This is a genomic window from Sphingomonas trueperi (assembly GCF_040545965.1).
Lineage (GTDB): Bacteria > Pseudomonadota > Alphaproteobacteria > Sphingomonadales > Sphingomonadaceae > Sphingomonas > Sphingomonas trueperi_C.
In genome coordinates this window covers 245410-263033 of record NZ_JBEPMV010000004.1, presented here as the reverse complement: position 1 = coordinate 263033, position 17624 = coordinate 245410, and the positions used below count along the sequence as shown (strand labels likewise).

Here is a 17624-nt window from a genome sequence, read left to right as displayed (position 1 = left end):
GCGCGTAGGATGGATGCACACGGCGGCGCTCGGCGGTCTCGTGGCGCTGGGCGCGTGCAGCGGCGGCGGTGGCGGCGGCGGCATTGCGAGTACGCCCGCACCGGCACCCGCGCAGATCCCATCGCCGACGCCCACGCCGAGCCCGACGCCAACCCCGACTCCGGTACCCACACCGACGCCGACGCCGACATCGACGCCGGTGCCGACCACCAATTACGACACGACAGAGTATCGCACCACGGTTGGCGCGGTCTCGATGAACGCGCTGGTGGCCTACAACAAGGGCGCCACCGGCAGCGGCATCAAGGTGGGCGTGATCGATTCGGGCATCGACGTGCAGAGCCCTGAGTTCGGCGATTGTTCGGGCGGGCTTGGCACCGGCAGCTGCCGTATCCTCGCGAGCTCGAGTGATCCCGGCGGCAACGGCTCGGTCGACGATGTCGGCGGGCATGGCACCGCGGTGGCTTTCAGCATCGCCGGCCGGCGCAACGATGCGGGTACGCATGGCGTTGCGTTCAACGCCCAGCTCGTCGTCGAACGTGCGGACCAACCGGGCAGCTGCAACGGCACCGACACCGGCACCTGCAAATTCTCCGACAGCGCCATCGCCGCGGGGCTCGATCGCGCCCGGCAGGCGGGCGCGCGCGTCGTCAACATCTCGCTCGGTGGCGATACGGCGTCGTCGACGCTCGCCTCGGCGATCGACCGCGCGACCTCGGCGGGGGTGATCGTGGTGATCTCCGCCGGCAATGACGGAGCCGCCAATCCGGATGCCTTCACCAGCGCGGCGACCAATGCGGCAATTTCGCGCGGGCTGGTGATCATCGCGGGTTCGGTGAATGCCAGCGACAAGATTTCCAGCTTCTCGAACCGCGCCGGTTCCTCCGCCGCCGTCTATCTGGCGGCGGTAGGCGAGGGCGTGCGCGCGCCCGATGCGAACAACACTGCCTATATCTGGTCCGGCACGTCCTTCTCGGCGCCGCAGATAACCGGCGCCATCGCATTGCTCGCCCAGGCCTTCCCGAACCTGACCGGCAAGCAGATCGTCGACCTGCTTTACGCGACCGCGCGCGACGTGGGCGATCCCGGCGTGGACGCGATCTATGGCCGCGGCGTGCTCGATCTCACCCGCGCGTTCCAGCCGGTGGGCAGCATGTCAGTCGCAGGCACCAGCGCAGTAATCTCACCGACGATCAACGGCACGCTGAGCGGACCGATGGGCGATGCCAGCCAGGGCGCGCTCAGCATGGCTGCGCTCGATTCCTTCGGGCGCGCCTATACGACGACGATCAACCGCAGCTTCCAGCGCCAAAACCTGTCGCGCAACCTGCCGGCGCTGATGGCGACGCGCGACCGCAGCTTCTCGGTCGGCGGCGATCAGATGCGCGTCGCCGTGTCGCTGGTGCCCTCGGTCGATTCGGTGCGGATCGAACGGCTCGGCATCACCAGCCGCGATGCGGGCGTCGCGCGGATGCTGGCGACGACGGTGAGCGGTCGGCTGGGCTCCAAGGCACAGTTCGCCTTCGGCGCCTCGCAGACCGGCAATGTGCTCACCGCGCAACTGGCGGGTCGCGACGACCCTGCCTTCCTGATCGCGCGCGATCCGCTGAGCAACGCCGGCTTCGATACCGATGTCGGCGGATCGGCGGCGGTGCGCCAGGTGATCGGACGCTGGGGGCTTACCATTGCCAGCGAAGTCGGCGACGTGCTCAGCCAGCGGGCGGGCGACGCGGCGGCACTGCAGGCGCGCTGGCTGCGCTTCGGCTATGACCGCAGCACCGTGGCAGTGGACCGCCGTTTCGGCGGGCTCAACGCGAGCATCGGCGTCACGCGCTTGTCCGAAGACAACACGGTGCTGGGCGCGCGGTTCAGCGCGGGGCTGGGCGCGGCGCGGGCAAGCAGCCTCTTCGCCGATCTGGGCGTTCGCTGGGATATCGGCCTGGGCCTCAGCCTCGGCGGGTCGCTCCGCCAAGGATGGACCAACGTCCGGTTGCGCGAGGGCATCCAGGGCTCCGGTCTCATCCGCACCAACGCCTGGGCGGCGGACATCGGCAGGGACGGGCTGTTCGGCAGCGACTCGATCGGCCTGCGGGTCGCCCAGCCGCTGCGGGTGGCGCGCGGCGGCATCGGGCTCACCCTGCCGCAGGGCTGGGACTATGAAACGCTGAGCGTGACCAGCTGGAACAGCCAGCGGATCAACCTCACGCCCGTCGGCCGCGAGATCGATTACGAGCTCCGCTATCATTGGCGCTTTGCCGACGGCGATGTGAGCAGCAACCTGTTCTTGCGTCGTCAACCCGGCAACATCGCCGCAATGCCGAGCGACCTGGGCGGCGCGGTGCGGCTGAGCTGGGGGTTCTGACGGCTTCCCCTGGCGGCGGCGCGCCTGTAGGGCGGGCAGGCTGCCAGGGGAGACGTCATGATCGAGATCGCCAGCGCGCGGCTGACCGCCGCGATCAACCCGCACGGGGCCGAGCTCTCGTCGCTGCGCGACCCCGCCGGGCGCGAGTTGATGACCGACGGCGACCCTGCCTTCTGGTCGGGCCGGGCGCCGCTGCTGTTCCCTATCGTAGGGCGGCTGGTCGGCGACCGCTATCGGCTGGACGGCAAGGACTATAGCCTGCCGCAGCATGGCTTCGCGCGACGTCGCGACTTCGCGCTGGTAGAGCAGGGCGCCGACCGCGCGACCTTCCGGCTGGAGGACGATGCGGAGACGCGCGCGGTCTATCCCTTCGCCTTCACGCTCGATGCAACCTATCGGCTGGAAGAGACCACCCTGTGGATCGAGATCGCGGTGACCAACCGCGACACGCGCGACATGCCCGCCAGCTTCGGCTTCCATCCGGCGTTCGCCTGGCCGCTGCCCTATGGGCGTGCCCGGGGCGACCACCGCATCCTGTTCGACGAGCCGGAATTCTCGTCGCTGCGCTACATCGGCGAGGGCGGCATTGCGCCGGACCGCCGGACCAGCCCGGTGGAGGGCCAGAAGCTGCCGCTCTCCGACGACCTCTTCACCGCCGATGCGCTGATCTGGGACCAGCTCGCCAGCCGCGGGCTGCTATATGGCGCCGAAGACGGCCCGCAGCTGCGCATCCGCTTCCCCGATACCGGCCTGCTCGGCATCTGGACCAAGCCCGGTGCGCGCTTCGTCTGCGTCGAGCCCTGGTGGGGCATCGCCGATCCGGCAGGCTTCGCCGGCGAGATCTGGGACAAGCCCGGCATCCAGCGGCTCGCGCCCGGCGAGACGCGGCGCTTCGCGATGGATGTCACGCTTCTGGATTGAGTCGGCGTTGCGGCGTGGTGCCGGAAGGCGTATCTTCCGCGCATGGACGACCACTCCGATTACGGTGCGCCGCTGGAGCAAGCGATCAGCGACGTTCTCGCGACCGGGCGCTTCGCCTCGCGAGACGACCTGCTGCGGGAAGGTGCGCGGATCGTGACCGAGCGGGAGATGCTCCGCGCCGCGCTGCACGCGAAGATCGAGCAGGGCCTGGCTGACGCGGATGCCGGTCGCATGGTGCCGATCGAGCAGGTAATGGAGGAAATGCGGACCCGCTGGTCTCCGCAGTGAAGGTCCGTCTGACCGAAACCGCGCGTGCTGAGCTCCGCGCAATCGGCGATTGGATCGCACAAGACAGTCCGGAGCGGGCAGCGTCCTTCACCATGGAACTGCTGGAGCGGGCGTTGGCGCTGGCTGTTTTTCCGGCAGCTTATCCATTGTTGGAAGCCTTCGCACATCGCGGGATACGTCGGTGCGCTTTCGGCAAATATCTGATCCTGTATCGGATCATGGCACCAGATATCGAAGTGCTGCACTTCATCCATGGCGCGCGTGACGTTGCGGCCCTGCTGGGATCCGAACCGCTCTGAGGCGCAGCGAAGTCCAACGGATTCTCCCCGCTGGATAAAAACCCCGCCACCGACTAAGGCGTCGCGATTCTCCCTCCCGTTCGAAGCACCCGCATGTCCCCCTCCGATCGTCGTACGTTCGCCATCATCTCGCACCCGGACGCGGGCAAGACCACGCTCACCGAAAAGCTGCTGCTGTTCGGCGGCGCGATCCATCTTGCCGGCGAAGTGAAGGCGCGCGGGGCGGCGCGGCGTGCGCGCTCGGACTGGATGAAGATCGAGCAACAGCGCGGCATCTCGGTTACCAGCTCGGTGATGACCTTCGAGCGCGACGGGATCACGTTCAACCTGCTCGACACGCCGGGCCACGAAGACTTCTCGGAAGACACCTATCGGACGCTGACCGCGGTGGACTCGGCGGTGATGGTGATCGACGTCGCCAAGGGCATCGAGAGCCAGACGCGCAAGCTGTTCGAGGTTTGCCGGCTGCGCAACGTGCCGATCATCACCTTCGTCAACAAGGTGGACCGCGAGGGCCGCGAGGTGTTCGCGACGCTCGACGAAGTGGCCGAGCTGCTCCAGCTCGACGTGGTGCCGATGACCTGGCCGGTGGGCATGGGCGGCACCTTCGAGGGTATTTTCGACCTCGCCACCAACCGCCTGCTGCTCCCCGAAGGCGACAGCCGCGAGTTTCATGGCAAGGTGATCCAGACCAGCGGCGTCGACGATCCGCAACTCGATGCGATCGTCTCGCCCGCGAACCTCGCCAAGCTGCGCGAGGATGTCGAGCTGGCCCAGGCCGGCTATGCGACGTTCGACGGCGAGGCCTTTCGCAATGGCGACATGACGCCCGTCTATTTCGGCTCGGCGCTGAAGGAGTTCGGCGTGGATTCGCTGATCGCCGCGATCGCCGAGTTCGCGCCGCCGCCGCATGCGCTGCCGGCCGAGCCTGCGCCGGTCGAGCCGACGCGTGACGAGGTGACCGGCTTCGTGTTCAAGGTCCAGGCGAACATGGACCCTAACCACCGCGACCGCATCGCGTTCATGCGGCTGGTCTCGGGCACCTTCAAGCGCGGCATGAAGCTGACGCCGACGGGCCATGGCAAGCCGATCGCGATCCACTCGCCGATCCTCTTCTTCGCCCGCGAGCGCGAACTGGCCGACGAGGCGTTTCCGGGCGACATCATCGGTATCCCCAACCACGGCACGCTGCGGGTGGGCGATACGCTGTCCGAGCGGGCAGGCGTGCGCTTCACTGGGCTGCCGAACTTCGCGCCGGAAATCCTGCGCCGCGTGGCGCTCAAGGACCCGACCAAGACCAAGCAGCTCCGCAAGGCGCTGGACGATCTCTCGGAAGAGGGCGTGATCCAGGTCTTCTATCCGGAGATCGGATCGAACTGGATCATCGGCGTGGTCGGCCAGCTCCAGCTCGACGTGCTGCTCAGCCGGCTCGATGCGGAGTACAAGGTCGGCGCGGTGCTCGAGCCTTCGCCCTATGACACCGCGCGTTGGATCTCGTCGGACGATGCCGCCGCGCTCAAGGAATTCCTCGATCTCAACCGTGGCGCACTCGCCAAGGATCGCGACGGCAACCCCGTCTTCCTGGCCAAGTCGGCCTGGGAAGTCGGCTATATTGCCGAGCGCTATAACAAGGTGAAGTTCGCGGCGACGCGCGAGCGGTAATCAGGCCGCTGCGCGCTGCGGCTCGCGGCTGCTGCGCTCGCCGAGGCCGCTGGCGATCCAGTCGCGGATGCGCTCGGCGCGGCCGAGATCGGCTTCGAACCTGGCGAGCAGTTCCTCGGCGCCGCTGGTGTCGGTGCCGGCGGCACGCATCATGGCGAGGACTTCCTGCTGGGCGGCAATGTGACGCTCGGCGAGCACCACATTCTTCTCGGCTTTGACGAGGTCGGTCGGGGTATAGCTCATGTGGTTATTATAGAAGTAACCACGCAAAAGCGGGAATCGCGCGGCTATTCGACCCAGTCCGCCGCCAGCCGGTTGCTCGCCAGCGCCATCAGAATGCCGGCGACGAGGTAGAGGCCGAGGCCCGCCGCGATCGCGTAGCGCAGGCCGTCGGCGGCGCCGTAGGCGGGTGTCAACTGCGTCGAGAGCAGGCCGATTACCCAAGGGCCGGCGCCCAGCCCCATCAGGTTGTTGATCAGCAGGAACGAGGCCGAGGCGGTGGCGCGCATCTGCGGCGGCACCAGATGCTGGACGGCGGTGAGCACCGGTCCCAGCCAGACATAGACCAGCGCCTGCGGCACCAGGAACAGGAGGAACGCCGCCTGCCAGCTCTGCGCCAGCACGCCCGCGACGAACAGCGGCAGGCCGAGGACGTAGCAGATCGCCGGAGCGAGCGCGTACCACTTGCGATCACGGCGGCCGAGCCGGTCGCCCAGCCAGCCGCCGAGCAGGATGCCCGCGACGCCGCCGGTCAGCGCAAGCGCGCCGAAGAACTGGCCGACCTGCGCGAGGTCGAGCCGGAAGCTGCGCAGGATTAGGCTCGGCAGCCAGAACGCGACGCCATAGCCGCACATCGACCCCGCCGCCGCCCCGAAAGCGAGCAGCCAGAAGCTCGGCTTGGCGGCGAGGATGCCGAAGACATGGGACAGCGGCACTTGGTCTTTGGCAGGCGTAGCGCGCGGTGGATCGCGGACGAGCAGCTTGAACGGCACCGCGATCGCCAGCCCGAGCAGCCCGACGACGAGAAAGGCGGTGCGCCACTCCACCGTTTGCGCGATATAGCCGCCGAGGAGTGCGCCGCCTGCCGAGCCGAGCGGAATGCCCAGCGAATAGATCGACAGCGCGCGGGAGCGGCGCTCGGCGGGATAGGCATCGGCGATCAGCGCGTAGCTTGGCGCAACGCCACCTGCTTCGCCGACGCCGACGCCGAGCCGGAAGAGGAACATGCTCGTGAAGGTCTGCGCCGAGCCGCACAGCGCGGTGAAAGCGCTCCACACGCCGAGCGAGACGGCGATCACCCAGCTGCGGCTGGTGCGGTCCGCCAGCATCGCCAGCGGAATGGCGAGCGTCGAATAGAGCAGCGCGAAGGCGAAACCGCCCAGCATGCCGAGCTGCCCGTCGTCGAGCCTCAGGTCTGCCTTCACCGGCTGGGCGAGGATCGAGAGGATCTGCCGGTCGAGGAAGTTGAAGATATAGACGAGCAGCAGCATCGCGAGGACGAGGCCGCGTGGGGTCGCGGGACGGGTGGGATGCGGGGGCATGGTGGGTCCTTTGTGGGCCGGTGGCCCGGCAGATGCTAGCGCAGTGATCACCCTCACCCTCCCCACCGCCTTCGGCGGCGGGTCCTCTCCCTCTCCCAAAGGGAGAGGGCGCTACTTCCCTCTCCCAAAGGGAGAGGGCGCTACTTCCCTCTCCCTTTGGGAGAGAGAGGGAGGCGCGAAGCGCCGGAAGGGTGAGGGTGAAAAGCCCCTAGAACTTCACCGTGCCGGTCACGAACACCTGGCGCGGATTGCCGTAATAGCCGGTCAGCACGCCCTCGGTCCCCAGCGTCGGCACGTACGCGCCGGCCGGCGTCCGCAGGAAGTCCCCCGTGTCCGGATTCTGCGCGAGGAAGTTGTAGCCCGAGACGATGTAGCGCTTGTCGAACAGGTTGCGGCCATGCACCCCGATCGAGAACATCTTGTTGATGTCCCAGTTCACATTCGCGTCGAACAGCGTGAAGCCTGGCTGGTCGAGCATCGGCGTGCGCAGCTCGAACTGCTGCGAGGCGCTGCGGTACGAGGCAGTGAAGCTCGCCGCCACCTGGCCGTCTCTGCCGACTGGCACCGAATAGCCGATCGTGCCGCTGGCGGTCCAATCCGGCGTGTTCTGGATGCGGCGGCGGCTGGCGACGTCGATCCCGCGCGAATCGATGAAGCGCTTGTACCGTGCATCGAGATAGCCCACCGACCAGTTGAGGTTGAGCGTGCCGCCCGGGGTCACCAGGTCGCGCGCGGCGATCAGGTTGCCCTCGAACTCCACGCCGCGCATCCGCGCCTTGCCGGCATTGGTGGTGATGCCGATGAAGGTCTGCTGGCCGTTGATCGTCGTGCCGATCGAGCCGGGCACCTGCACGTCGGTGTAATCGGCATGGAAGGCAGCGAGCGCGAAGGTCAGCCGGCGGTCGAACAGCGCCGCCTTGTAGCCGAGCTCGTAGCTGCTCACCGTCTCGGGATCGAACGACATAAAGTCATAGACCTGTGCCGGCGTGCACGTGGCGCCGCTCGGCGTGCGGCACGCGCTGGTCTGGCCGCGCGGATCGAAGCCGCCGCCCTTGAAGCCCTTCGACCAGCTTGCATAGAGCGTGTGGTCCCGGCTCGGCTTGAAGCTGATCGAGGCGCGGGGGGTGAACTTCTTGAAATCGGCGCTGCCGCGGAAATCCGAAGTGGTGACGGCCAGGACGCCGGTGCCGCCGAAATAGGGCGAGCCCCCGCCGAGATAGGTCTGGCGCAGCACGCGCGACTGGCGCTGGTCCCAGGTATAGCGACCACCGGCCGAGATGCTGAACATCGGGGTGAGATCGTAGGTGAAGTCCCCGAACACCGCGACCGTGTCGGTGTTCACGTCGCCGAAAGTCAGCGCGGTGACGCCGCCGGGCAGCCGCACGTCGAACACCGTGCGTGCCTTGGCATCGAGATAATAGACGCCGAGCAGGCCGGAGAGTCCGCCCGTGTTCACCAGCAGCTGCGCTTCCTGGCTGAACTGCTTGTTGTTGTAGAAGGCGGGCACGTCGACCTGCACTGCCGGCAGCGCGTCAAAGTCGATCGGGGTGGCGCTGTCGTCCTTGCGATAGGCGGTGATCGAGCGGAAGGTCAGCCAGTCGGTTGGGTGCAGTTCGGCCAAGCCGGTCACGCCCCAGGCCTTCACGTCCTGGCGCGGGGTGACGAGACCGCCCTGCGAATCGAACTTGTCGACCAGCACCGGCGTGCCGCTGACGATGCCGGGGATCAGCCGGTGGCCGCCGCGGCTGTTGCTCTTGTCATGGGTATAGTCGCCCGAGACGCGGAAGAAGGCGCTGCTGCTCGGCTCATATTCCACGGTGCCGCGCGCAGCCCACAGATCCTTGTTGTAATTGTCCTGCCCCGTGGTGAGGTTGGTGCCGAAGCCGCCGCGGCTCAGCCGTGCACCGGCCGCGCCGATCTTGAGGCCGGTATCGCCGATCGGCGCGCTAGCGCTTACCACCAGATCGGCCTGATTGTAGCTGCCATAGCTGCCGCGCAGCTGGAGCGTCGGGTCGGCGCCGATCCGCTTGGTGACGTATTTCACCGCGCCGCCGATCGTGTTGCGGCCATAGAGCGTGCCCTGGGGTCCGCGCAGCACCTCGATCCGCTCGACGTCGTAAATGTCGAGCACCGCCGCCTGCGGGCGATTCAGGTACACGTCGTCGAGATAGAGCCCCACGCCCGCCTCGAACCCGGCGACCGGATCCTGCTGGCCGACGCCGCGGATAAAGGCAGACAGCGTGTTGTTGGTGCCGCGCGACACCTCGAGCGAGACGTTCGCTGCCGACTGGGCGATGTCGGTAATGTCGAGCGCGCCCTGGGCATTGAGCTGCGCGCCGCTGATCGCGGTGACGGCGATCGGCACGTTGATCAGGCTTTCGGCGCGGCGGCGGGCGGTGACGATGATCTCGCCGTCCTGCTGTTGCTGCGCAACTTCGGTGGTCTGGCCGGCGGCTTCGCTGTCTTGCGCAAAGGCGGGCGTCGCGGCGAGCAATGCGGCGCTCGCGAGCAGGACGATACGAACGGAATCGTGCCGTGACATGGTAATCCTCCCCTGGTGCAACCCATCTTTGAACGCGGGTTGTAAGCCGTTGCGGGACGCTATACTGAAACCTGAACCGGGTTTCAACTTGGGATGTGAAGGGGAGGCGGAGCATGGCGGGCGAGCGTGGCATTGCAGCCACTTCCGGAGCCGTAGCGGGTGAAGCGGCGAGCGACGCGAAGGTGCCGCGCACCGAGCGCGGCCGCCGCACGCTGCGCGCGATCCTCGATGCCGCCGCGGCGGAGTTCGGCGAGAAGGGCTTTCACGAAGGCTCGATCAGCGGGATCACCCGGCGGGCCGGCGTCGCGCTGGGCAGTTTCTACACCTATTTCGATTCGAAGGACGCGGTGTTCCGCGCGCTGGTCCGCGACATGAGCGACCAGGTGCGCGAGCATGTCGGCCCGGCGCTGCGCGGCGCGCGCGACCAGATCGACGCCGAGCGCGCGGCGCTGCTCGCCTTCATCCGCTTCGCGCGCGAGCACAAGGAAATCTACCGGATCGTCGACGAGGCCGAATTCGTCGACCCCGCGAGCTTCCGCCACCATTATGCGAGCACCGCCGATCGCATCGCCGCCCGCCTCCGCGCCGCCGCGGAGCGCGGCGAGGTGCGCGAGGATGTGGGCGAGATCCATGCCTGGGCGATCATGGGGATGAACGTGTTCCTCGGCCTGCGCTACAGCGTGTGGGACGAGGGCACGCGGCCCGAGGCGATCGCCGACGTGGTGGCGCAATTGCTGGCGCGGGGGATCGGCACCGGCCGCTAGCGGCTTGCAACGCAACGTCGCGCTGCTAGCGTGTTCTATATGAATAACACACGAAGTCCCGGGCGCTTTGCTTTCCGTCTGGCCGGCATCGGCCTGGCGTTCGGCGCGGCGGTCCATCTCGCCGCCTATGCAGCCGGTCCGGCGTGGATGGCCTGGCTTGGCGCGCCGCCGGTCGTGCTTGCCTCACGCGCCGCGGGCACGTGGCTGGCGCCGGTGGGGACGATGCTGATCGCGGGACTGCTGCTGGGGCTGGCTGCCCTGTGCCGGGTGCCGGCGCGGGGGCGGCTGCACCGCGCGGCGCTGGCGGGGATTGCCGGCCTGTTCGTCCTTCGCGGGCTGCTGGTGCTGCCCTATTGGGCGGGGCTGCGCGACCTGCGCACGCCGATCGGCCGCTTCGTGATCCTCGGCGACTCGTTCGCCGCCGGCTCGCTCCTCGTGCTGGCGATCGGCCTGCTGCTGGCGGCCGGGCTGGTCGCCACCCGCCGACAGCCCCTTACTTCTTCGCGAGCAAATCCTTGAGGCCGGCCAGCGCCTTGGTCGGCCCGGCTTCCTCCTCGCTCTTCACCCCCGCCTCGCGCAGCACCTCGGCGGCACGCGGGCTGCGCGGATAGGGATCGAGTTCGAGCGCCATCGTCTCGGCCGCGGCCTCACCCAGGTCGATCGTGCCGCCGCTGTAGAAGACGGTGTCGCATTCGTCCTCGGTCAGCTCCACCTCATCCTCGCCGGTGGTGGTGGGCTCAGGGACGAAGCGGATCGCGAAATCCTGCTCTACCTTGGCGGGCAGCGGATCGCCGGTGACGACGCAGGCCTGCGTCAGCCGCGCGGACAGATGCCCGCGCGCGACCACCCCCTGCGCATCGCGGCGCAGATGGTAGACGGCCTCCAGCTTCTCGACCGTCTTGAGGCCGAAGCGGGTGCTGAGCGCAGCGCGCTCGGCCTCGTCGGCGGTGATCCGGACGTCGCTTTCGCCGGCACCGATCTGGTCGAGCCGATGGGGGCGGGGAAATTCTACATCGGTCATTCGGGAAGCTCTCCTGCGATTACCCGCGCCAGCGGCAATGCCGCCAGCGCATCGCGAAAGGCGCGCAGCCGCGCCTCGACATGGGTGAGGGCGGCGGGCGCAGGCGCCTCGCCGCGATAGAGGTTGCGGACCAGTGCCGGGCCGAGGTCGCCCTCGGCCAGCCCGCTGCGATAGGCGCCGAGCCGGCCGCCGAGCATGCCCATCATCCGGCCGACATGCTTGCCGACGATGATGTCGCCAATGCCGATCTCGCGCAGCTGGCCGTCCATATCGTCGATGAAGCACTCGGCGACCGCGGTGCTGGTGGGGATGCCGGCGGGCTCTTCCTCCAGACGGAGCAGCACCATGCACAGCACCGCCGCGATCATGTCGAACCGGCCATCGACCGTGTCCGGCACCGCGCCGTCGGTGTACCAGTGCGGCGCACGGCCGCGCGCGACGACGCCCGCATAGAGCTGCGGAGCAGTGCCGCGATCGGGCTTGCCGAAGAGCCGCTGGAGCATTCGCATCGCCGTTGTTCGTGCCTTCCTTGGGTGCGACCTTGTTTGGCCGCATTTTGCCGCATATTGAGGCCTTCGGCCCGCGATGCAATCCGGGGGCCGCTCGTGTTTGCCTGGAGATCCTGATGTCGCTTCCCGTTCGCACGCTCGGCACCGCCGCGTTGTTGGTCGTGCTCGGCACCACCGCTTGTACGCCGGTGCGGACGCATCAGGGCTATGTCGTCGATCATGACCTGGTCGCCTCGGTGCAGCCGGGCATCGATACCCGCGATTCGGTGATGCAGACGCTGGGCCATCCCAGCTTCACCAGCCAGTTCAACGAAGGCGAGTGGTTCTACGTGTCGCGCGACAGCAGCAACTTCGCCTTCCGAAACCCGAAGGTGAAGAGCCAGACGACGCTGCGCGTCCGCTTCGACCAGGCCGGCAACGTCACGTCGATCGACCAGACCGGCGTCGAGCTCGCCGCCTCGATCGATCCTTACGGCAAGACCACGCCGACGCTGGGCCGCCGCCGCAGCTTCTTCTCCGATCTGTTCGGCAATATCGGCACCGTCGGCGCGCCGGGCGCGGGCGGCGGCCCGGGCGGCGGTGGCAACACCGGCCCGTAAATCCTTTCCGCCCGCTGACCGGATCGTTCTCGCAACGTTCAGGCGCGCTTCTACATAGATCGTTCCAAGCCGGCCTTCGGACCGGCGGGTATGATCAGGATGGAGAAGCACATGAAGAAGCTCGTTCCCATCGCCCTGCTGACGGCGATCGCAGCGCCTGCGCTGCTGGTACCGGCAAGCGCGATGGCGCAGTCGCGCGCCGAGCTGCGCGACGACCGCCGCGACATTCGCGACGCGCAGCAAGACCTGCGCCGTGCGCAATGGTCGGGCGATCCGCGCCGCATCCACGAGGAACGTCGCGACCTGCGCGAGGCGCACCGCGAATATCGCGAGGACCTGCGCGACCGCGACCGTCGCTGGGCCGAGAATGACTGGCGCAGCTGGCGCGACCGCAACCGCGGCCTCTATGCCCGCGGCGAGTGGCGGGCGCCGTTCCGCTATTATCGCTTCCAGCCGGGCGCGCGGATCGGCACCGTCTATTACGGCCCGCGCTACGTGATCGGCGATCCCTGGCGCTATCATCTGCCCCGCCCGGGCTTCGGGCAGCAGTGGGTGCGCCACTATAACGACGTGCTGCTCGTCGATACGCGGCGCGGCACCGTGATCCGGGTGGTGCCGGGCTTCTACTGGTAACAAAAAAACGGCCGCATCGATCCTGTCGATGCGGCCGGTTTCAGGTTGCGGGTTATCCAAGGGATCTGTTGCGCCAGCAGAACGTCGCACACGCGACAAGGTTCCCACGAAAAAACCGCCGAAATGGTGCAATCCTTTGCGCGAAATCGCGTGCGAATTAGGCGGTTGCGGCGCCAATTTTGCCAGTTCCTGAAACGTTCGGGTTGCTAAATCTGCATTTCCTCGCAAACATCGCGGCGTCCGAATCGGATGCATCGCCCGGGGGGGAATGCCAATGGCAATGAGTATACTCGACGCCGCTACGCGCGAACTCACCTTATTCTCGGCGATATTCCTCGCGATCGGAGGAATAGACGATTTCGTCGTCGATGCGCTTTTTCTAGCGGATTTTGTTGGAAGACGTAGGGGAAAGCGGGCGTTTATTATCCAGGACGCCATAACGGCGAACAATTATCGCTTTGCTATCTTCGTGCCCGCCTGGGATGAGTCGGCGGTGATCGCGCCGATGTTGCGATCGATGATCGGCCGATGGGGAAACGGCTGCTACCGCATCTATGTCGGCACCTATCCCAATGACCCGGCAACCATCGCGGCGGTGCTCTCGCTTGGCGCGGACGACTCGCGCGTGCGGCTGGTAATCGGGGCGCGGCCGGGCCCGACGACCAAGGCCGATTGTCTGAACACCCTGTGGGCGGCGCTGGAGCGGGACGAAGCCGCGGAGGGGGAGGCCTTCACGGCGGTGGTGCTGCACGATGCGGAAGACGTGGTCCATCCGCAGGAACTCGCCGTCTATGCCGGGTGGATCGGCACGCACGGCGCCGTTCAACTGCCAGTCGCCCCGCTCTGCCAGCCGGGGTCGCGGCTGGTCTCCGGGCATTATCTCGACGAATTCGCCCAGTCGCACGGCGCGACGCTGCTGGTGCGGCAGATGCTGGGTGCCAGCCTGCCGCTCGCCGGGGTGGGATGCGCGATTCGCTGCGACGTGCTGCGCCGGATCGGCGAGGCGCGCGGCATGCCCTTCGACGCGACGAGCCTCACAGAGGATTACGAGCTCGGCCTCAGCCTGCGCGCGCTGGGCACGCGCTGCGCCTTCGTGCGGGTGCCTGAAAGCCCGGGCGGCCCCCCGGTGGCGATTCGCGCCTATTTCCCGGCGACTATATCGGCGGCGGTGCGGCAAAAGGCGCGCTGGATGGCCGGCATCGCGCTGGCCGGCTGGGACCGCACCGGCTGGGGCCGGCCCTGGGACCTTGGCGACCACTGGATGCGGATGCGCGATCGCCGGGTGACGCTCGCGATGCCGGTCCTCGCCATCGCCTATGTCGCGCTGGTCTGCTGGAGCCTTTCGGCGCTCTGCCACGCGCTGATCGGTGATGCTCCACCTGCCCAGGATCCGCTGCTCGCGCAGCTGGTGGCGCTCAACCTGTTGCTGCTGGGCTGGCGGCTGGTGATGCGCACCGCGCTCGTCACCCGCCTGCATGGGTGGCGCGAGGGGTGCTGGGCGGTGCCGCGGATGGTGGTGGGCAACTATATCGGGCTGCTCGCGGCGCGGCGGGCGCTGTGGATCTATGTTCGCCTGCTCGCCGGCGGCCCCCTGCGCTGGGACAAGACGGCGCACCAGTTCCCCAGCATGTCGTTCGACTCCCAATCGGCGGTTGCATGAACCGCGCGGGCCGCGGCCGGCCGCTGCGGTTCGTCGGGGCGGTGGGGCTGGGCTGGATCGGGCTACGATGCGTGCTGCTGTGGCCGCCGGTGGCCAACACGATGCCCACTGCCGCCCACCGGGTGCCTGCCAAAGCGGCCACCGCCGCCCGGACTTCTCTGCAGACGATGGCGCGTCGCTACGCCGGAGCAGTGCTGGTGCCGCTGCCAAGGCCGCACATTTCACCAGATCCTGCCCGGGAGGAACGTCGGCCGCGCCTGCCGATCCAGGCTTTCGATACCGTGCCCTCGCCGCAACGCTTCGAAACCCAGGGCGCGGGCCTGGCGTCCGTACCGGTGGCGGCGCAGGCCTTTCCCGGACAGCGACTGGACTCGCCGGTGCGCACCCCGCTCCGGCGGTGGAGCGGCAGCGCGTGGCTTGCCTTGCGGCCGGGTCAAGGCATCGGCGCGGCGCCCGCGGCGGGGCAACTCGGTGGCAGCCAATATGGCCTACGCGTGGTGCGCGCGCTGGACCCGCGCGGCCGGCTCGCGGTGGTCGGCCGTCTGGCCGGGCCGCTGCGGGGGCGGGGGGCGGAGGCCGCGCTCGGGTTCGAATGGCGACCGGCGAGCATACCCGTTCGGATCGCGGTCGAAGAGCGCTTCGGCCTGGATGGCATCCATGGCGGACCAGGGCTCGGCGCAGTCGCTGGTGTCTATCGCGAGCGCGCGGCCTTCCGCCTCGAGGCTTATGGACAGGCCGGGGCGATCCTCCGCGCGCGGCTGGAGCCCTATGCCGATGGCGCGCTGCGGCTGACCCGGGCGATCACCAGCGGCCAGGGCACGGCACTGTCCGTCGGCATCGGCAGCTGGGGTGCCGCGCAGCGCGGCGTGCAGCGGCTCGACAAAGGCCCGACATTGGTCACCAGCGTGCCGATCGGAGCGCTGCAGACGCGCATTGCGTTGGACTGGCGGCAGCGGATCGCCGGCAATGCACGGCCGGGCTCCGGCATCGCGCTCACCTTGGGCAGTGATTTCTAAGCCGATCGCCCCGCCGATCCCACCTTCTCCCTTTCGCAAGCCCGCACAAACCGGCTAGGCCTAGGGCCGCATGGATCTCTACCTTCCCATCGCCAACCTTTCGGTCAATGCGCTCGTGATCGTGGCGCTTGGACTGGGCGTGGGGCTGCTCTCGGGCATGTTCGGCGTGGGCGGCGGGTTTCTCACCACGCCGCTGCTGATCTTCTACGGCATCCCGCCCACTGTCGCGGCCGCGGCGGCAGCGAGCCAGGTGACCGGCGCCAGCGTCTCCGGCGTGTTCGCGCATTTCCGCCGCAATGGCGTCGACGTGCAGATGGGGGCGGTGCTCGTCGCCGGCGGCATCCTGGGCAGTCTGCTCGGCGGCTGGCTGTTCAAATTGCTGCAGGCGAGCGGCCAGATCGACGTGGTGATCGGCGTGCTCTACGTCGTGCTGCTCGGATCGATCGGCGGGCTGATGGCCAAGGAATCGGTCGGCGCGATCCGGGTTTCGCGCGGCGCACGGCCGCCCAGGGCGCGCAAGCGGCGGCATCACCCGCTGGTTGCGGCGCTGCCCTTCCGCTGGCGCTTCTACGCGTCGGGGCTCTACATCTCGCCGCTGGCGCCGCTGTTGCTCGGGCTGTTCGTTGGCGTGTTGACGATGCTGCTCGGCGTGGGCGGCGGGTTCATCCTGGTGCCGGCAATGCTCTACATCCTCGGCATGGGGACGCAGACCGTGGTCGGCACCTCGCTGTTCCAGACGCTCTTCACCACCGCGGTCGCGACGATGGTGCATGCGACGACGACCAAGGCGGTCGACATCGTGCTCGCCATCCTGCTGCTGCTCGGCTCGGTGGTCGGCGCGCAGGTCGGCGCGCGCTTCGCGGCCAAGGCCAAGCCCGAATATCTTCGGTTGCTGCTCGCGGTAATCGTGCTGCTGGTCGCGGCGCGGATGCTGGCCGGCCTCGCCTGGCGGCCGGACGAGATCTATTCGGTGGCCGCGGCGTGAGGCGGGCGGGGGCGCTTGCGCTGCTCGCCCCCCTGCTGATGGGGCAGGCCAAGCCCGAGCTGGTGCCCGACGTATCCCAGCGCGACATCGAGATCGCCTACAGCTTCACCGGCGCCGAGCTGCTGCTGTTCGGCGCGATCCTCTATCCCGGCGGCCGCGCACCGGGCGAGGGCGAGCGGCCCGCCGACATCGTCGTGGTGATCAAGGGGCCGACCGAATCGGTGGTGGTCCGCGAAAAGTCGAAGGTCGCCGGCATCTGGGTCAATGCCGCGCAGATGCGCTACCGCTCGGCACCGAGCTTCTACGCCATGGCCTCGTCGCGGCCGATCCGCCAGCTGGTCGACGAGCGGACGCGGGCGATCTACGAGCTGGGACTCGATAGCCTGCAGCTTTCCCCCGCCTCGGGCGCCACCCCGCAGATCCAGCAGCGTTTCGACGGCGGCTTCGTCGACCTGAAGAAGCGGAACGGCCTGTTCTACGAGGCGCCGGGCGCAGTGGAGATCACCGGCGGCGTGCTCTACCGCGCGCGGCTCACCATCCCGGCGCGGGTGCCGGTGGGGCGGTTCACCGCCGAGACCTTCCTGATCCGCGACGGCCGCGTGCTGGCGGCGGCGGTGCGGCCGATCGAGATCCGCAAATCCGGCTTCGAGCGCTTCGTCGCGACCAGCGCCGATCGCAACGCCATTGCCTATGGCCTGGTGGCGGTGGGCGTCTCCTTCCTGTTCGGCTGGGGCGCGGGCGCGCTCTGGCGTCGCTTCTAGGCGCACACCCAAAATTTACCCGGACCTGCGCATGCTGCCCCCGCCTTTTTGGGGGATGCAC

18 protein-coding genes are annotated in these 17624 nt (G+C 68.3%); 13 read left to right on the top strand and 5 right to left on the bottom strand.

What is annotated here, in order from left to right:
* Positions 1–13 precede the first annotated feature (13 nt).
* The 5 genes from ABIC35_RS12795 (at position 14) to ABIC35_RS12775 (ending at position 5532) form a co-directional block, all read left to right on the top strand.
* On the top strand, positions 14–2362 hold the full coding sequence (locus ABIC35_RS12795) for a S8 family peptidase (RefSeq protein ID WP_354278470.1): 2349 nt from the start codon (positions 14–16) through the stop codon (positions 2360–2362).
* Positions 2363–2419: 57 nt separating this feature from the next.
* A complete protein-coding gene (locus ABIC35_RS12790) occupies positions 2420–3283 on the top strand; it encodes an aldose 1-epimerase family protein (RefSeq protein WP_121072352.1) in 864 nt (287 codons plus the stop codon).
* Between the two features lie 42 nt (positions 3284–3325).
* Positions 3326–3571: a ribbon-helix-helix domain-containing protein gene (locus tag ABIC35_RS12785; protein WP_121072350.1), complete on the top strand. Its 246-nt coding sequence runs from the start codon at positions 3326–3328 to the stop codon at positions 3569–3571.
* Complete coding sequence (locus ABIC35_RS12780; protein ID WP_121072348.1) at positions 3568–3870, top strand: type II toxin-antitoxin system RelE/ParE family toxin; 303 nt, start codon at positions 3568–3570, stop codon at positions 3868–3870. Before ABIC35_RS12785 ends, ABIC35_RS12780 begins: the two co-directional genes overlap by 4 nt.
* Before the next feature lie 93 nt (positions 3871–3963).
* Positions 3964–5532 (top strand): peptide chain release factor 3, encoded by a 1569-nt coding sequence (locus ABIC35_RS12775; RefSeq protein ID WP_121072346.1) that lies wholly within the window; start codon positions 3964–3966, stop codon positions 5530–5532.
* Here ABIC35_RS12775 and ABIC35_RS12770 read toward each other — a convergent pair whose 3' ends face one another.
* The 3 genes from ABIC35_RS12770 to ABIC35_RS12760 all read right to left on the bottom strand — a co-directional run bounded on the left by ABIC35_RS12770 (position 5533) and on the right by ABIC35_RS12760 (position 9615).
* Entirely contained in the window at positions 5533–5775 is a 243-nt protein-coding gene (locus ABIC35_RS12770; RefSeq protein WP_121072344.1) for a hypothetical protein, read from the bottom strand. It abuts the gene before it with no gap.
* 44 nt (positions 5776–5819) lie between these two features.
* Complete coding sequence (locus ABIC35_RS12765; RefSeq protein WP_121072342.1) at positions 5820–7073, bottom strand: spinster family MFS transporter; 1254 nt, start codon at positions 7071–7073, stop codon at positions 5820–5822.
* 208 nt (positions 7074–7281) lie between these two features.
* Complete coding sequence (locus tag ABIC35_RS12760; protein WP_121072340.1) at positions 7282–9615, bottom strand: TonB-dependent receptor; 2334 nt, start codon at positions 9613–9615, stop codon at positions 7282–7284.
* 113 nt (positions 9616–9728) lie between these two features.
* Between ABIC35_RS12760 and ABIC35_RS12755 the strand changes: the two genes are divergently transcribed.
* Together ABIC35_RS12755 and ABIC35_RS12750 are read left to right on the top strand one after the other, a co-directional pair.
* A complete protein-coding gene (locus ABIC35_RS12755; RefSeq protein WP_121072338.1) occupies positions 9729–10379 on the top strand; it encodes a TetR/AcrR family transcriptional regulator in 651 nt (216 codons plus the stop codon).
* 39 nt (positions 10380–10418) lie between these two features.
* Positions 10419–10898, top strand: a complete 480-nt coding sequence (locus ABIC35_RS12750) for a hypothetical protein (RefSeq protein ID WP_121072336.1) — start codon at positions 10419–10421, stop codon at positions 10896–10898.
* On the opposite strand, the gene ABIC35_RS12745 is transcribed toward ABIC35_RS12750, so the two are convergent.
* Both ABIC35_RS12745 and ABIC35_RS12740 read right to left on the bottom strand, forming a co-directional pair.
* On the bottom strand, positions 10873–11400 hold the full coding sequence (locus ABIC35_RS12745; RefSeq protein ID WP_121072334.1) for a YceD family protein: 528 nt from the start codon (positions 11398–11400) through the stop codon (positions 10873–10875). The two genes, ABIC35_RS12750 and ABIC35_RS12745, sit on opposite strands and share 26 nt — an antisense overlap.
* Positions 11397–11909: a ubiquinol-cytochrome C chaperone family protein gene (locus tag ABIC35_RS12740; protein ID WP_093295929.1), complete on the bottom strand. Its 513-nt coding sequence runs from the start codon at positions 11907–11909 to the stop codon at positions 11397–11399. Before ABIC35_RS12740 ends, ABIC35_RS12745 begins: the two co-directional genes overlap by 4 nt.
* A 116-nt stretch (positions 11910–12025) precedes the next feature.
* Between ABIC35_RS12740 and ABIC35_RS12735 the strand changes: the two genes are divergently transcribed.
* The 6 genes from ABIC35_RS12735 (at position 12026) to ABIC35_RS12710 (ending at position 17563) form a co-directional block, all read left to right on the top strand.
* Positions 12026–12508, top strand: coding sequence for an outer membrane protein assembly factor BamE (locus ABIC35_RS12735; RefSeq protein WP_121072332.1), 483 nt, complete (start codon positions 12026–12028; stop codon positions 12506–12508).
* A gap of 111 nt (positions 12509–12619) precedes the next feature.
* Positions 12620–13141 (top strand): RcnB family protein, encoded by a 522-nt coding sequence (locus ABIC35_RS12730; RefSeq protein WP_121078966.1) that lies wholly within the window; start codon positions 12620–12622, stop codon positions 13139–13141.
* Positions 13142–13409: 268 nt separating this feature from the next.
* Positions 13410–14801, top strand: coding sequence for a glycosyl transferase family protein (locus ABIC35_RS12725; protein ID WP_354278469.1), 1392 nt, complete (start codon positions 13410–13412; stop codon positions 14799–14801).
* Positions 14798–15817 (top strand): hypothetical protein, encoded by a 1020-nt coding sequence (locus tag ABIC35_RS12720; protein WP_354278468.1) that lies wholly within the window; start codon positions 14798–14800, stop codon positions 15815–15817. The genes ABIC35_RS12725 and ABIC35_RS12720 overlap by 4 nt, the downstream gene beginning before the upstream one ends.
* Before the next feature lie 70 nt (positions 15818–15887).
* A complete protein-coding gene (locus ABIC35_RS12715) occupies positions 15888–16802 on the top strand; it encodes a sulfite exporter TauE/SafE family protein (protein WP_121072328.1) in 915 nt (304 codons plus the stop codon).
* A 38-nt stretch (positions 16803–16840) separates the two neighbouring features.
* Positions 16841–17563: a TIGR02186 family protein gene (locus ABIC35_RS12710; RefSeq protein ID WP_121072326.1), complete on the top strand. Its 723-nt coding sequence runs from the start codon at positions 16841–16843 to the stop codon at positions 17561–17563.
* Positions 17564–17624: the final 61 nt, after the last annotated feature.

Bases quoted from the DNA above. Each gene is read 5' to 3' on its own strand.
- ABIC35_RS12760 (WP_121072340.1), bottom strand. From the start codon at position 9,615: ATGTCACGGCACGATTCCGTTCGTATCGTCCTGCTCGCGAGCGCCGCA.
- ABIC35_RS12710 (WP_121072326.1), top strand. From the start codon at position 16,841: ATGGGGCAGGCCAAGCCCGAGCTGGTGCCCGACGTATCCCAGCGCGAC.
- ABIC35_RS12785 (WP_121072350.1), top strand. From the start codon at position 3,326: ATGGACGACCACTCCGATTACGGTGCGCCGCTGGAGCAAGCGATCAGC.
- ABIC35_RS12795 (WP_354278470.1), top strand. From the start codon at position 14: ATGCACACGGCGGCGCTCGGCGGTCTCGTGGCGCTGGGCGCGTGCAGC.
- ABIC35_RS12740 (WP_093295929.1), bottom strand. From the start codon at position 11,909: ATGCGAATGCTCCAGCGGCTCTTCGGCAAGCCCGATCGCGGCACTGCT.
- ABIC35_RS12745 (WP_121072334.1), bottom strand. From the start codon at position 11,400: ATGACCGATGTAGAATTTCCCCGCCCCCATCGGCTCGACCAGATCGGT.
- ABIC35_RS12775 (WP_121072346.1), top strand. From the start codon at position 3,964: ATGTCCCCCTCCGATCGTCGTACGTTCGCCATCATCTCGCACCCGGAC.
- ABIC35_RS12790 (WP_121072352.1), top strand. From the start codon at position 2,420: ATGATCGAGATCGCCAGCGCGCGGCTGACCGCCGCGATCAACCCGCAC.
- ABIC35_RS12715 (WP_121072328.1), top strand. From the start codon at position 15,888: ATGGATCTCTACCTTCCCATCGCCAACCTTTCGGTCAATGCGCTCGTG.
- ABIC35_RS12725 (WP_354278469.1), top strand. From the start codon at position 13,410: ATGCCAATGGCAATGAGTATACTCGACGCCGCTACGCGCGAACTCACC.
- ABIC35_RS12755 (WP_121072338.1), top strand. From the start codon at position 9,729: ATGGCGGGCGAGCGTGGCATTGCAGCCACTTCCGGAGCCGTAGCGGGT.
- ABIC35_RS12770 (WP_121072344.1), bottom strand. From the start codon at position 5,775: ATGAGCTATACCCCGACCGACCTCGTCAAAGCCGAGAAGAATGTGGTG.
- ABIC35_RS12750 (WP_121072336.1), top strand. From the start codon at position 10,419: ATGAATAACACACGAAGTCCCGGGCGCTTTGCTTTCCGTCTGGCCGGC.
- ABIC35_RS12720 (WP_354278468.1), top strand. From the start codon at position 14,798: ATGAACCGCGCGGGCCGCGGCCGGCCGCTGCGGTTCGTCGGGGCGGTG.
- ABIC35_RS12765 (WP_121072342.1), bottom strand. From the start codon at position 7,073: ATGCCCCCGCATCCCACCCGTCCCGCGACCCCACGCGGCCTCGTCCTC.
- ABIC35_RS12735 (WP_121072332.1), top strand. From the start codon at position 12,026: ATGTCGCTTCCCGTTCGCACGCTCGGCACCGCCGCGTTGTTGGTCGTG.
- ABIC35_RS12730 (WP_121078966.1), top strand. From the start codon at position 12,620: ATGAAGAAGCTCGTTCCCATCGCCCTGCTGACGGCGATCGCAGCGCCT.